This is a genomic window from Candidatus Pantoea symbiotica (genome assembly GCF_056491525.1).
In genome coordinates, this window is record NZ_JBSZHR010000002.1 from 1,436,932 (window position 1) to 1,451,060 (window position 14,129).

Annotated in this window: 11 protein-coding genes; 6 read left to right on the top strand and 5 right to left on the bottom strand. The window is 55.7% G+C overall.

Translation table 11 applies throughout. The features are described 5' to 3' along the window. Positions 1–4 precede the first annotated feature (4 nt). Positions 5–742: a phosphatase gene (locus ACXIZX_RS07270; RefSeq protein ID WP_008102746.1), complete on the top strand. Its 738-nt coding sequence runs from the start codon at positions 5–7 to the stop codon at positions 740–742. A 27-nt stretch (positions 743–769) separates the two neighbouring features. Continuing rightward, positions 770–1,330 carry a TorD/DmsD family molecular chaperone gene (locus ACXIZX_RS07275; protein ID WP_008102748.1) on the top strand — a complete coding sequence of 187 codons (561 nt, stop codon included), beginning with the start codon at positions 770–772 and terminating at the stop codon, positions 1,328–1,330. Positions 1,331–1,333: 3 nt separating this feature from the next. Here ACXIZX_RS07275 and ACXIZX_RS07280 read toward each other — a convergent pair whose 3' ends face one another. Both ACXIZX_RS07280 and ACXIZX_RS07285 read right to left on the bottom strand, forming a co-directional pair. Beyond that, entirely contained in the window at positions 1,334–2,695 is a 1,362-nt protein-coding gene (locus ACXIZX_RS07280; RefSeq protein WP_479403853.1) for a CoA transferase, read from the bottom strand. 46 nt (positions 2,696–2,741) lie between these two features. Continuing rightward, positions 2,742–3,626 (bottom strand): DMT family transporter, encoded by an 885-nt coding sequence (locus tag ACXIZX_RS07285; protein WP_061716778.1) that lies wholly within the window; start codon positions 3,624–3,626, stop codon positions 2,742–2,744. A 190-nt stretch (positions 3,627–3,816) separates the two neighbouring features. Between ACXIZX_RS07285 and ACXIZX_RS07290 the strand changes: the two genes are divergently transcribed. Next, on the top strand, positions 3,817–4,542 hold the full coding sequence (locus ACXIZX_RS07290; RefSeq protein ID WP_479404855.1) for a glutamine amidotransferase: 726 nt from the start codon (positions 3,817–3,819) through the stop codon (positions 4,540–4,542). Here the strand turns inward: ACXIZX_RS07290 and ACXIZX_RS07295 are convergent. After that, positions 4,530–5,093, bottom strand: a complete 564-nt coding sequence (locus tag ACXIZX_RS07295) for a class I SAM-dependent methyltransferase (RefSeq protein ID WP_061716776.1) — start codon at positions 5,091–5,093, stop codon at positions 4,530–4,532. The two genes, ACXIZX_RS07290 and ACXIZX_RS07295, sit on opposite strands and share 13 nt — an antisense overlap. A gap of 318 nt (positions 5,094–5,411) precedes the next feature. Between ACXIZX_RS07295 and exaC the strand changes: the two genes are divergently transcribed. Next, entirely contained in the window at positions 5,412–6,932 is a 1,521-nt protein-coding gene (gene exaC / locus ACXIZX_RS07300; protein ID WP_479403854.1) for an acetaldehyde dehydrogenase ExaC, read from the top strand. Positions 6,933–7,104: 172 nt separating this feature from the next. Then, positions 7,105–7,317 (top strand): hypothetical protein, encoded by a 213-nt coding sequence (locus ACXIZX_RS07305; protein WP_008102759.1) that lies wholly within the window; start codon positions 7,105–7,107, stop codon positions 7,315–7,317. A gap of 101 nt (positions 7,318–7,418) precedes the next feature. Here the strand turns inward: ACXIZX_RS07305 and fumA are convergent, their stop codons facing one another. Both fumA and ACXIZX_RS07315 read right to left on the bottom strand, forming a co-directional pair. Continuing rightward, positions 7,419–9,062 (bottom strand): class I fumarate hydratase FumA, encoded by a 1,644-nt coding sequence (gene fumA / locus ACXIZX_RS07310; protein WP_008102761.1) that lies wholly within the window; start codon positions 9,060–9,062, stop codon positions 7,419–7,421. A 164-nt stretch (positions 9,063–9,226) separates the two neighbouring features. Further along, entirely contained in the window at positions 9,227–10,741 is a 1,515-nt protein-coding gene (locus ACXIZX_RS07315; RefSeq protein WP_008102763.1) for an anion permease, read from the bottom strand. Between the two features lie 605 nt (positions 10,742–11,346). Here ACXIZX_RS07315 and ACXIZX_RS07320 point away from each other — a divergent pair. After that, positions 11,347–14,127 (top strand): flavocytochrome c, encoded by a 2,781-nt coding sequence (locus ACXIZX_RS07320; RefSeq protein ID WP_154152585.1) that lies wholly within the window; start codon positions 11,347–11,349, stop codon positions 14,125–14,127. Positions 14,128–14,129 lie beyond the last annotated feature (2 nt).

Consider the following 14,129-nt stretch of genomic DNA (forward strand, 5'->3'; position numbering starts at 1 on the left):
GAAGATGTATCCCGTTGATTTACATATGCACACCGTTGCCAGCACGCATGCTTACAGCACGCTGCATGATTATGTGGCGCAGGCGAAAAAGAACGGCCTGAAGCTGTTCGCGATTACCGATCACGGTCCGGATATGGCCGATGCGCCGCACTATTGGCACTTCGTTAACATGCGCATTTGGCCGCGGGTGATTGATGGGGTTGGCGTGCTGCGCGGTATTGAAGCCAACATCAAAAATCAGCAGGGCGAGATCGATTGCAGCGGCCCGATGCTCGATGCGCTGGATCTGATCGTCGCGGGCTTCCACGAGCCGGTTTATGCACCGCGTGATAAAAAGCATCACACCGAAGCGATGATTGCGGCGATGGCGGGCGGTTTGGTGCATATCATTTCGCATCCGGGCAACCCGAAATTCCCGGTGGATATCCGCGCAATAGCCGAAGCCGCCGCGCATTACGATGTGGCGCTGGAGATCAACAACTCCTCCTTTACCCATTCGCGCCTCGGCAGCGAACCGAACTGTCGCGCTATTGCCGAAGCGGTGCGCGATGCCGGCGGTAAACTGGCATTTGGCTCCGATTCGCATACGGCGTTTACGCTGGGCAATTTCGAACACTGCCTGCGCATCACCAGCGAAGTGGATTTTCCTGAAGATCGCGTGTTAAATGTCACGCCGCGTCGCCTGCTCGATTTCCTCGAACTGCGCACCGGTAAAACGATTGCCGAATTTGCTGATTTTTAACTTTTTTGCCTCAAGGAATTCTGTTGCATGAATGAGTTTTCCATTCTCTGCCGCGTCATCGGCTCGCTGTTTAATCGCCAGCCGCAGGATCCGCTGCTGGTGCCATTGTTCACTCTGCTGCGTGAAGGCAAACTGCAACAGCAGTGGCCGCTGGAGCAGGATGAACTGTTGACGCGCCTGCAGCAGAATAGCGATCCGCAGGCGCTGGCCGCCGACTACAACGCGCTGTTTGTTGGCAGCGATTGCAGCGTGCCGCCGTACGCATCCCAATGGCCGAACGGTGTTGCTGAAGCGGACGTGCGTGCATTTCTCAGCGCGCGCGGCATGCCGCTGAGCGAAGCTCCCGCCGATCACTTTGGCGTGCTGCTGCTGGCGGCATCGTGGCTGGAAGATCAGTCAGCGGAAGATGAATCCGCCGCGCAGCTGGCGCTGTTTGATGAGTATCTGCTGCCGTGGTGCGGCGCGTTCCTCGGCAAAGTGGAAGCGCATGCTACCACGGCATTTTATCGCACGCTGGCGGCGCTAAGCCGTGAGGCGATTCAGGCGATGTACGACGAGCTGAACGAAGAGCAGGGCGACGAGGCCTAACCGTTACCAGCTGGCTGCGCTGCTGCCGAGCTTCACGCCTGGCGTAGCGCAGATCATTGGCGTGCCGGGCAAATACGCTGCGGCACGCAATCTCTCGGCAATTCCCCATTGATTAATCTCTATCGCGCTCAACGCGTCATCGTGCTGCGCGTGGATACCGTTTTGCACATTCTCCGGCGCGGCGCCGAACTGCTGTAACAGCCGCGCGGTGCGGGCCAGCGATAAACGCGCCTGCCAGCCAACGCCATTGATCAACCGCTGACGTAAACCTTCCAGCACCGCCGCAGCCATCAGATAACCGGTGGCGTGATCGAGCGCCTGCACCGGCAGCGGCGTTGGCTGGTTATTGCCGCTCCAGCGCATGCCTTGTTCGGCGATGCCGCAGCCCATCTGCACCAGACTGTCGAAGCCACGCCGGTTGCGCCACGGCCCGCTCCAGCCCCACGCATTGAGGCTGACATCCACTAAGCCCGGCGCGAGTTTGCGGCGCGTCTCAGCATCCAGCCCGAGTTTTTCCAGCGCATCGGCACGATAACCGTGTACCAGCACATCGCTGTGCTGCAACAGCTGGCGCAGCTGTTCACGCCCGGTGCGGGATTTGATATCAAGCCGCGCACAGCGTTTGCCACAGGTGATCTCCTCTTCCAGCGTTGGTTCGTGCCAGTCGGGCGGATCGATGCGCAGCACCTGCGCGCCGAGGCTGGCGAGAAAACGCGTCGCCACCGGACCGGCGATGATGCGCGTGAGATCCAATACGCGTACGCCGAGCAGCGGCCGCGCGGGCGATAACAGCCAGGCAGGCGCGGGTGCAGCGTCGGTGGCCTGTTGGGCAATCAGCGCTTCCTGCTGCACGGCGCGGCCTTGCGCATGCTGAAGCCATTGCGCTTCGCTACGCATCTGCGCGGCGCAGCCGCCAGCATCAATCACGGCCTGTTCCAGCGTAGCGGCGGGCCAGCGTGCCACTGCATCGGCCAGTGCGGCACGATTAGCATGCTGGCCGAGCACGCGCTCCATCGCCGCACGATGATGAGCCGCGTTGGTGTGCAGGCGGATCCAGCCATCGGCGCTGGTGTAATCACCGGCGAATTCATCCCACAGCGCGGCAGGCGGTCGATTAAGCGGGATCAGGCTGTGCTGAAACCAGCGCGAGGCGAGACGGACATTGATGCTGACCGGTGCGGCCTGGCCGAGCAGATCGCTCAGTGCCTGGCTGGCAAGACCAATGCTGGTGGCCGCCAGTTCGCTGACGGCAAAGGCAGAGGAAAAGGTGTCGGGCTGGAGAAAAGTAGGCGAGGGAAGCGGGTCCGCGCCTCGCAATCCCTGCCACATTTGCTGCCACAGTGCGGCAGCACGTTGAGAATCCATGTTGAGTCTCCGGATAATGCGCGAGACTCAAGCATAGCAGAGCGGATTATCGGCGGCGTAAGCGCGGGAAACGCGCGTGCATCCGCAGGTTACGCAGATTGATCACCGCAATGGCGGTACCCAACACCACTAACGAGGCGCCGAGAATCTTAAAGCTGTTCATGCTGTCACCCAAGACAAAAACGCCCATCAACACCGCCAGCACCGGCGTCAGCAGCGAATAGGGCATGATCAGGTTGACGTTGTACTTCTTCAGCAGCGCATACCACAGCGTATAGGCGACAATTGACGAGGCGAGCGCGCTATACAGAATGCCAAACCAGCCGCGCCAGCCGGCGTGGCCTAATGCGTAAAATTGATTGGATTCGGTCAGCCACGAAGCGGCACCAACAATCGGCACCGCAAGGAAGGAGATCCAGCCGGTTAGCGTCAGCGGTTTTATCGGCGGTGATTTCTTCACAATCATATTGCTGATTGCCCAGCCAAACGCGCTGCACAGCAGAATACACAGCACCCACCAGGCCGGAATGGTCGGGCTGCCCGACAGCACCGCAACGCCGCTCAGCGAAATAGCGATGCCGATCAGCTGCACCAGGCGCAATTTCTCTTTCAATATCACCATCGCCAGCAGCATGGCAATCGGCGTGCCGAGCTGAACCACGATGGCGCCGGTGCCGGCATCGGTGTAGCGCATGCCGACAAACAGCAGCGAGAAGTGCATAAAGCCAAAGGTGAATGCCAGCGTCAGCAGCCACGGCAATTGTGCGCGCGTGATGCGGCAAAACGGCACCAGCACAATCGCCACCACCACAAAGCGCATCCAGGTGAGAAACAGCGGCGGAAGTTCCAGTAATCCCCACTTCACCGCCACGTTGTTGAAAGCCCAGATGGAAACCACCATCAGAACCATTAAAAAATGCCGCACTGCCACGAGGTCTTCCTTCACGCTGTACAAAGATTATCACCGGCTAATGATGGCATGAAGGTGCGTACTTCGGGCATGTCTGGCGAAATTTTTTTCGCTTAAGCATTAGCTTATGCAGGAAAAAAATAAGACATGTCGCTGATTTACTGTCAAAGTGGACGTCCGAAAGGCGACCATAATGAGGACCGTATTCGGCATGACACACACCCGCGCTTTACCTCTTGCTCTTATTCAACTCGAAGTTCCGCCGCCGCAGGTTGTGGCGCAAATTGGTGAACAACCCCGCTGGTTTATCGACGCGCTGCAATTGCAGCCTGATGACTATGTGATTGTGCGTCCGCATCTGGGTGATGATTTACCGGCCTTTGACCGCGTCAGTGGCGCGATCCTCAGTGGTTCCTGGGCGATGGTGACCGATCACGCTGACTGGAGCGAACGCACCGCCGCCTGGATTCGGGGCGCGCTGGAAGCGGATCTGCCGCTGCTTGGCGTCTGTTACGGACATCAATTGATGGCATATGCGCTGGGGGGCAAAGTGGGCGATAACCCGCATGGCTGGGAGCGTGGACTGAAACCGCTAACGCGCAGCGCGCAGGCGCACAACGATCCTTGGCTGGCTGCGTTACCGGGTGAATTTCATGCGTGGTTGTCACATCGGCAATCGGTGCTAACGCCGCCGCAGCATGCGCAGGTGCTGGCGAGCTCGGCGCTGGATGGCTGTCAGATTCTGCGTTATTCGCCGCAGGCGCTGTCGGTGCAGTTCCATCCGGAATTTACCCACGACATTATGAGCGCCTGTTTACCCGCGGGCGTGAGTGACGATGGTACGCAACTGGCGGGGGAAGATTGGTCACGCGAACTGCTGCGCCGCTTCTGGCTGCAAACGCGGCCGCAGCCGCGCGCACAGGTTCAGGGCGCGTAATTACGCGTGCAGCGATAAACCCACGCGGGTGGCATGTTTTTCAGCACCCGCTGGCGTTCCCAGGTGAAGTAGCGTGACAAATTGGGTTGGGTGAACGAGGTGTATTGAAACTGCACGAATACGCCACGTGGACCCAGCGCATCATGCACCGCGCTGAGAATATTGTCACGTGTGGCGGGCGGTAATGACAGCAGCGGCAAGCCAGAGAAAATCACATCATATTCCCCAGCAAGATATTCTGCCGAGCAGGCGCGCACCTGCATGCGCGCATCGGGCAATCCCCGCAGGCTTTTCACCAGTTCCGGGCTAATTTCGAACACATCCAACTGAGCTTGCGGTGACATACGCGACAGTACGTGGCGTGTGAGCACGCCGTCACCGGCGCCGAGTTCAGCGATACGCAGGCTGTTATCCCAATTCACCGCATCGCACATGGTGCGGCACAGCGCGGCGGAAGAGGGCGTGATACTGCCCATTTTGCGCGGGTTACGGATGAATTGCTGAACAAAGTTCGCTTTGGCGCGCATTAACGTCAGGGCTGAAGCCAACATCTGTTTCTCCTGGTTAGTATCCTGCTTCATATTGACCACATATTTCGCCCATGTTCCGCTTTTTGCGGCATAAGTGGGAAAACTCGGAATTTTCCGTAACGGAACTGGGGATGATACACAGGCTGCATTTTAGGCATACAAGACCTGGCTGAAACTTAGGGCAATGTGAAAAATCGTAAAGCGATGGGCTGTGCCGGATTTCCTTCGATGCGGTCACAGTTTCCCCTTCTGCGATCTGACAGGCTGGCGTTGATCGCTCAATGTTAATAACAGGTTTCATAGTTGTTAATCGCCACTCTGTCCGCAAGGAGAAACACCATGCGTTACGCTGCTCCGGGAGAACAAGGTTCTCTCATTACTCTGCAATCGCGTTATGGCAACTTTATCAACGGCGAATTTGTTGCGCCGGTGAACGGTAACTACTTCGTCAACACCTCACCGATTAATGCTTCCACCATTGGCGAGTTCCCACGCTCGGATCGTGCCGATATCGATAACGCCGTAGCTGCCGCCCAGGCCGCTGCCGATGCGTGGGGCAAAACTTCGCCGCAGGCACGCTCGCTGGTGCTGCTGAAAATTGCCGATCGGCTGGAAGAGAATCTGGAATACATTGCGGTCAACGAAACCTGGGATAACGGGAAGCCAGTGCGTGAAACGCTGGCAGCGGATCTGCCGCTGGCGGTCGATCACTTCCGTTATTTCGCTGGATGCGTGCGTGCGCAGGAAGGCACCGCTGCTGAAATCGATGAGTTCACCGCCGCCTATCACTTCCACGAACCGCTGGGCGTGGTCGGGCAAATCATTCCCTGGAACTTCCCGCTGCTGATGGCGGCATGGAAACTAGCACCGGCACTCGGCGCAGGCAACTGCGTGGTGCTGAAACCAGCCGAGCAAACGCCGCTGTCGATCACGCTGTTTATGGAAGTGATCAAAGATCTGCTGCCGCCGGGCGTGATTAACGTGGTGCACGGCTACGGCAAAGAGGCGGGCGAAGCGCTGGCGTCGCATCCGGGCATCGCCAAAATCGCCTTTACCGGTTCTACCGCTACCGGCGGCCATATTCTGGAGCTGGCGGCGAAAAGTCTGATTCCGTCCACCGTTGAGCTAGGGGGTAAATCGCCGAATATCTTCTTCGAAGACATCATGGATGCCGAAGAGAGTTTCATTGAGAAAGCGGCCGAAGGTGTGGTGCTCGGCTTCCTTAATCAGGGGGAAGTCTGTACCTGTCCATCACGTGCGCTGGTGCAGGAATCGATCTTCGAGCCGTTTATGGCGGCGGTGATGAAGCGTATCAAAACCATCAAACGTGGTGATCCGCTTGATACCGAAACCATGATTGGCGCGCAGGCGTCACAGCAGCAGTTCGATAAAATCCTCTCCTATCTGGAGATTGCGCAACAAGAGGGCGCACAAGTGCTGCACGGCGGCGGTGTTGAAAAGGTAGGGGACGCGTTTGCCAGCGGTTATTACATTCAGCCAACGCTGCTGAAAGGCGACAACAGCATGCGCGTGTTCCAGGAAGAAATTTTTGGCCCGGTTGTCGGCGTGCTGACCTTCAAAGATGAGGCGGAAGCGCTGGCCATCGCCAATGACTCGATTTACGGGCTTGGCGCAGGCGTGTGGACGCGTGATATCAACCGAGCCTATCGCATGGGCCGCGCGATCAAAGCCGGTCGCGTGTGGACCAACTGCTATCACCTCTATCCGGCGCACGCGGCGTTTGGCGGCTATAAGAAATCGGGGATTGGCCGCGAAACTCACAAAATGATGCTCGACCATTATCAGCAGACTAAAAATCTGCTGGTGAGCTACAGCACGCAACCGCTTGGTTTCTTCTAACGGTAAAAGGCAGCGGAGTGATTCGCTGCCTTTTCATCTCTTCGTCATCTTGCGACCGCAGGATGACTCTATCGCCAGAAACTTCTGATGGAAGTGGCATCTTTAAGCCAGGTCTTGTGTGTTTAAAGGATGCGATTGGGCAGAATAGCCCACCTATTTTCAAGGAGAACCCATGAACACGTTGTATAACTACCTGGAACAGCATGACGAGATGCTGGACGGTGTGGAGCAAAATATTATTACCGTTAACCTGCCTGGACGTCAGGCGGTGTATGTAATTGGTCAGAACGATGCTGACCTGCTGTTGGAAGTGAAAGCACGCGAAGTCGCCACGGCGCAGCGGATGGAAACATTGCGTCAGCTGGAGAGCCAATTCCGTTTTTAACTTTTCTGCTTTGCCTCATTTAATGATCAATTCGTCAGAAATATCGCAATAAAAAAGCCGCTATCACGCGATAACGGCTTTTTTTTGGTGCGATGCGTAGATTACTTCACGCAGGCGGCGCAGTTGTTATGAATCTGCTGGAAGAAGTCGTTGCCTTTGTCATCTACCAGAATGAACGCCGGGAAGTTTTCCACTTCAATTTTCCAGATCGCTTCCATGCCGAGTTCGGCATACTCCACGCATTCCAGACTCTTAATACTCTGCTGTGCCAGCACCGCTGCCGGGCCGCCGATGCTGCCCAGATAGAAGCCGCCGTGTTTATGACACGCATCGGTAACCTGCTTGCTGCGGTTGCCCTTCGCCAGCATCACCATGCTGCCGCCGTTAGCTTGCAGCAGGTCAACGTAGGAATCCATACGACCTGCAGTAGTTGGGCCGAGTGAACCAGAGGCATAACCTTCTGGCGTCTTCGCCGGGCCTGCATAATAGACCGGATGATCTTTGATGTACTGCGGCAGACCTTCGCCGTTATCGATGCGCTCTTTCAACTTGGCGTGCGCAATATCGCGCGCCACGATGATAGTGCCGTTGAGTGACAAGCGGGTTGAAACCGGATAGGCCGACAGCAGCGCCAGAATCTCGCTCATCGGCTGGTTTAGATCGACATGCACCACTTCGCCTTCGCCCTGCTGACGCAGCTCTTCAGGAATGTAGCGGCCTGGATTGTCTTCCATCTTCTCAATCCAGATACCTTCACGGTTGATCTTGGCTTTGATGTTACGGTCCGCAGAGCAAGAGACGCCCATGCCCACCGGACAGGATGCGCCATGACGCGGCAGACGTACCACACGGATATCGTGGGCAAAGTATTTACCACCAAACTGCGCGCCGAGACCCAGTTCCTGCGAGGCTTTCAGCAGCTCTTCTTCCAGTTGAATGTCACGGAAGGCCTGACCGTGTTCATTACCTTCGGTCGGCAGCGAATCGTAATAGTGGGTTGAGGCCAGCTTGACGGTTTTCAGCGTGGCTTCGGCTGAAGTACCGCCAATCACAAACGCGATGTGATAAGGCGGGCAAGCGGCGGTACCCAGCGACATCATCTTATCGACCAGATAATTTTTCAGCTTGGCGGGCGTAATCAGCGCTTTGGTTTCCTGATACAGATAGGTTTTATTGGCGGAACCGCCACCTTTAGCAATACACAGGAATTTGTACTCGTCGCCATCAACGCTATACAGGTCAATCTGCGCCGGCAGGTTGGTGCCGGTATTGACCTCTTTATACATATCCAGCGCGGCATTCTGTGAATAGCGCAGGTTATCTTCAATAAAGGTGTTGTAGACGCCTTGCGACAGTGCAGCTTCATCGCCGCCGCCGGTCCAGACGCGCTGGCCTTTTTTGCCCATGATGATGGCGGTGCCGGTATCCTGACAGGTTGGCAGCACGCCTTTGGCGGCAATTTCAGAGTTGCGCAGGAACTGCAGGGCAACGTATTTGTCGTTCTTGCTGGCTTCGTCGTCGGCAAGAATTGACGCGACCTGCGCCTGATGCGAGGCGCGCAGCATGAAAGAGGCATCGTGGAATGCCTGCTTCGCCAGCAGCGTCAGCGCTTTGGGATCGACTTTCAGGACTTCTTCGCCATCGAAGTTGGCCACTGAGACGTAATCAGTGCTCAGCAGATAGTATTCGGTATCATCTTTGGCGAGAGGAAAGGGATTCTGATAATAGAAGGGTTTGTTCGACATGTTGGCTCACTTAGCTTCGTGTTACCCGCCAGCATGACGGGCGACAAATTAGGCAGTCTGTTATTCGATTTTCTCTCGCCAGCCCTCCGCAGGGGCTGACTGGCGAGCATCATAACATTTTCACGGTAATGCGCGGCTCCGTTTTTAACATCGAAGCAACATCATCAGAACATCATCACCATCCATGGATAGGCGACAACCATCAGAAGAACCAGGAACAGCGCGCCGAAGATGGTGCCCAGGCGCCAGTAATCTTTGGTTGGCAGATAGCCGCTACCGTAATAAATCGGGCTTGGGCCGGTGCCGTACGGGGTGATAATGCCCATCACACCCAGAGAAACACACATCATCAGGCAGAATACCGGCATGTTGATGCCCGGGATTGAGGCGGCGATAGTCAGCATTGCGGGCAGCAGCGCGGTGGTGTGCGCGGTGGTACTGGCGAACAGGTAATGCAGCAGGTAGAAGGCGATTAACAGCACCACGGCAGAAACCTGTGGATCGTAACCGTGCAGCAGCATCGCACCTTCTTTACCCAGCCAGGCGATGAAGCCGACGCGCGCTAAACCATCTGCCAGCGCAACCAGCGTGGCGAACCAGGCGAAGGTGTTCCATGCGGCTTTATTGCTGGTGATGTCATTCCAGTTTAGTACACCGGTCCACAGCATCAGCACGATGACTAACAGTGCGGCCATTGCCGGTTCAATCCATGCGGTGGCGAAGATCCACATCATCAGCGCGGCAACCACGAAGCCCAGCAGCAGGATTTCGTTACGTTTCAGCTTGCCGAGTTTTTCCAGCTCAGCAGTCGCCCAGCGCGGCACTTCGTCATTCACTTTCACTTCTGGCGGATAGAGCCAGTAAGCCAGCAGCGGCATGGTGAGAATCAGCAGCACGCCCAGCGGCAGGAAGGCGAGGAACCACATGCCCCATGAGATTTCAAAGCCCACCACGCTTTTCACCAGCGCCAGCGCCAGCAGGTTCGGCGCCAGAGCTGAAAGGAACATTGAGCTGGTGATACAGGCAGCGGTGATCGCCACCCACATCAGGTAAGAACCAATCTTACGCGCGCTTGGGTCATTCGGTTTTGAACCGTACAGCGGCGGCAGGTTAGCGATGATTGGATAGATGGTACCGCCACTGCGCGCGGTGTTGGATGGCGTAAACGGTGCCAGCAACAGGTCAGCGAAGGTAATGGCGTAACCCAGCGTCAGGCTGCGGCGGCCAAGATACTTCACCAGAATCAGCGCCAGGCGACGACCGAACTGGGTTTTATCGTAGCCGGCGGCGAACATAAAGGCACCGAAGATCAGCCAGACCGTAGAATTGCCGAAGCCACTTACCGCCCATTTGAACGACTGCGCAGCGGTTTTGAACTTGGGATCCGCCAGTTCTGCCGGGCTAAACAGCACCCACTGGCTGAACAGCGCAATCACCACCACGCCGGTTAAACCGATAACGGCGCCCGGCAGCGGTTCGAAAATCAGTCCCACAATAACCCCGACAAAAATGGCGAAGAAGTGCCATGCGTAAGGTTCCAATCCCGCAGGAGTCGGCACCAGCAGCAACAGCACAGCCACAATAATTGGCAGGCACAACATTATCAGGCGGTTCTTTTTCTTCCCCGGTGCCGCGGGAGGCGCGGTGAGGGATTCACTCTGGGTTGTTTGTGTGTTCATAGTTTTGTCTGCAAGTTATGGAGAATGCGTATATACGCCCCGAACCAAGCTGGTTTTTTTAGTTACAAAACTCTTTTAACAGATTAGTCGTGACATTTAAAACTGAGTTTTAATAAATCGCTATTTACAAAATTTGATGCGCGAATTATCTAATGGATGCGCCTATGATGCGATTAATTAAAATATCTATTTTGATCCAGATCAATAAAATTTATTCGTGGTTTTTTTGCTTTAAACATGCACGCCTTAATAAATGAACCATTAGGTGAAAATTAACTGTGTGAGGTGAATAAAACGGCACAAATCAAGCAAAAAACAGAGAAAGGAGACGATTTATCTTTATGATAAGGCTGGATTTGTTTTAAATGTAAGGAAAAAGTTGATTTTTGTCAAGTCTTGGTTAAAACTTAGCTCAGCGCAACTTTCAGCAATAGGTATCAAATATTATTTCCATGCGTAAAACTTATATAACTAACGAATAAGGTTATGTAAGTAAATAAAATGGTATATTTACGCCATGAAATCGGACCACTCAAATAATTATAAATGTCTCCGAACCGCCAAAGAATTGAATACAAAGTTTCTTAATTCTGGAGTTGCTCATCATGAATACGCTCACCCCGATTCTTAATCCGCTTACGCTACCGAAAGGTGCGGTGCTTAAAAACCGATTGGTTATGGCGCCGATGACCACCTGTACCGGTTATTACGATGGCGGTGTTACCAGTGACCTTGTCGAATATTATCGCGTGCGTGCCGGCAGCATCGGTACCGTAATTGTAGAGTGCTGCTTTATTGATAACCGTGGACCTGCTTTCCCAGGTGCGCTCGGTATCGACAGCGACAACAAAATCCCCGGTCTGGCGAAAATTGCCCACGCCATCAAATCGCAAGGCTCCAAAGCGGTTCTGCAGATCTATCACGGCGGCCGCATGGTGGAACCGGCGCTGATCGGCGGTAAAACTCCGGTCGCACCGAGCGCCATCGCCGCACCGCGTGACGGTGCCACCAAACCTCAGGCGCTGACTGCAGAAGAAGTGGATGTGATGATCACCAAGTTTGGTGATGCGGTGAACCGTGCGATCAAAGCCGGCTTCGACGGTGTAGAAATCCACGGTGCCAACACCTATCTGATCCAGCAGTTCTACTCGCCAAACTCTAACCAGCGTGACGACAAATGGGGAGGCAGCCGCGACAATCGCGCACGTTTCCCACTGGAAGTGCTGGAAATCACCCATAAGATGGCGGACCGCTTTGCTGCGGCAGATTTCATCATCGGTTATCGCTTCTCACCGGAAGAGCTCGAAGTGCCGGGCATCCGCTGGGACGACACGCTTTACCTGCTGGAGAAACTGGCGGAACGCGGTCTCGATTACGTGCACTTCTCGGTGGGGCAACTGCTGCGTCCGTCGATTGTCGATACTCAAGACCCAACGCCGCTGATCACCAAATATCTGGCGCAACGTTCTCCTAACCTGGCGAAAGTGCCGGTGATTGGCGTCGGCGGCATCGTTAATAAAGAAGATGCCGAGAACGCGCTGGAGCACGGTTTCGATTTAGTGGCGGTGGGGAAAGCCTGCATCGCCTATCCGGACTGGACCGATCGCGTCATCAAGAATCAGCACATGGAGCTGTATATTGACAGCACCAAGCGCGAAGAGTTGACCATTCCAGAACCGCTGTGGCGCTTCTCGCTGGTGGATGCGATGATCCGTGACACCAGCGATACCGGCCGTAAATACAAAGCGGGCGTGTATCAAGCCAAAGTGGAAGCCGAAGCGCTGAAGCTGAAAATCAACGTCACGCTCGACACCGACCGTATCACCGATATCTCGCTGGTGCCGGATCCGAGTCTCGACGTCGACTTCACCAGCACCTTCGAAAGCCTGCGTGAACGCATTCTGGTGGCGAACAGCCCGCACGTGGATGCCATCACCGGCGCTACTACGCAGAGTGAAGCGCTGAAAAAAGCGGTATCGCGCGCCATGACCACCTCAAGCAAAGAGTATGTGATTGAAGAGGGCGGTAACCCGAACGCACCGGTCAATTACGACGTCGTTGTAGTGGGCACCGGCGGTGCCGGTCTGGCGGCGGCGATTCAGGCGCATGACGATGGCGCACGCGTGGTGATCATCGAGAAGATGCCAACCATCGGCGGTAACACCATCAAAGCCTCGGTCGGTATGAACGCAGCGGAAACCCGTTATCAGAAGCTGAAAGGCATCGAAGACAGCAAAGAGCTGTTCTACGAAGAGACGCTGAAAGGCGGCAAATTCAAAAATAATCCGGTGCTGCTGCGCGAGTTTGTTGAGCAAGCGCCCGAAGCGATTGAGTGGCTGGCAGCGAAAGAGATCGAGCTGTGCGATATCACCATCACCGGCGGCATGAGCATTGACCGTACGCACCGTCCGGAAGATCGCTCTGCGGTCGGCGGCTTCCTGATTAGCGGCCTGGTGAAAAACGTTAACCAGCGCAATATCGAAGTGCTACTGGAAACCTCGGTTGCTGAAATTCTGGTGGAAAACGGCGCGGTCACCGGCGTGAAAGTGGTGGATGAGTACAACGACAGCCGCATCATCAACGCCAAAAGCGTGATTGTGGCGACCGGCGGCTTCAGTGCCAACCGCGAAATGGTGGTGAAATACCGCCCTGAGCTGGACGGTTTCGTCACCACCAACCACAAAGGTGCCACCGGCAGCGGCATCGCCATGCTGCAACACATCGGTGCGGATACCGTGGATATGGGCGAAATCCAGATTCACCCAACGGTTGAGCAAACCACCTCGTACCTGATTTCCGAAGCGATGCGCGGCGGCGGGGCGATTCTGGTGAGCCAGGCGGGCAAGCGTTTCTATAACGAAATGGAAACTCGTGACAAAGTTTCCGCTGAGATCATCGCGCTGCCAGAGAAGAGTGCGTGGATCGTGTTTGATGAGCAGGTACGCGCCAACAACAAAGCGGCTGACGAATACATCGCCAAAGGTTTTGTCATCAGCGCACCAACGCCACACGAGTTGGCGGTGAAACTCAACATGGATCAGGAAGCGCTGCAAACCACGCTCGGTCGTTACAACGAGTTCGTGGCGAAGCAGGATGACGAAGACTTCGGTCGTAAGACTGCGCTGCGTCATCCGCTGAATAAAGGTCCGTACTTCGCGATTCGTATCGCACCGGGCGTGCACCACACCATGGGCGGCGTGACCATCAACACCGATACTGCGGTGCTGGATGCGCAGAAAGAGGTGATTCCTGGCGCATGGGCGGCGGGTGAAGTGGTCGGCGGCATCCACGGCGCCAACCGCATCGGCGGCAACGCAGTGGCTGACATCATCATCTTCGGTATCAAAGCCGGTCATAATGCGGCTAAACTGGCGTTAGGAAATTAATC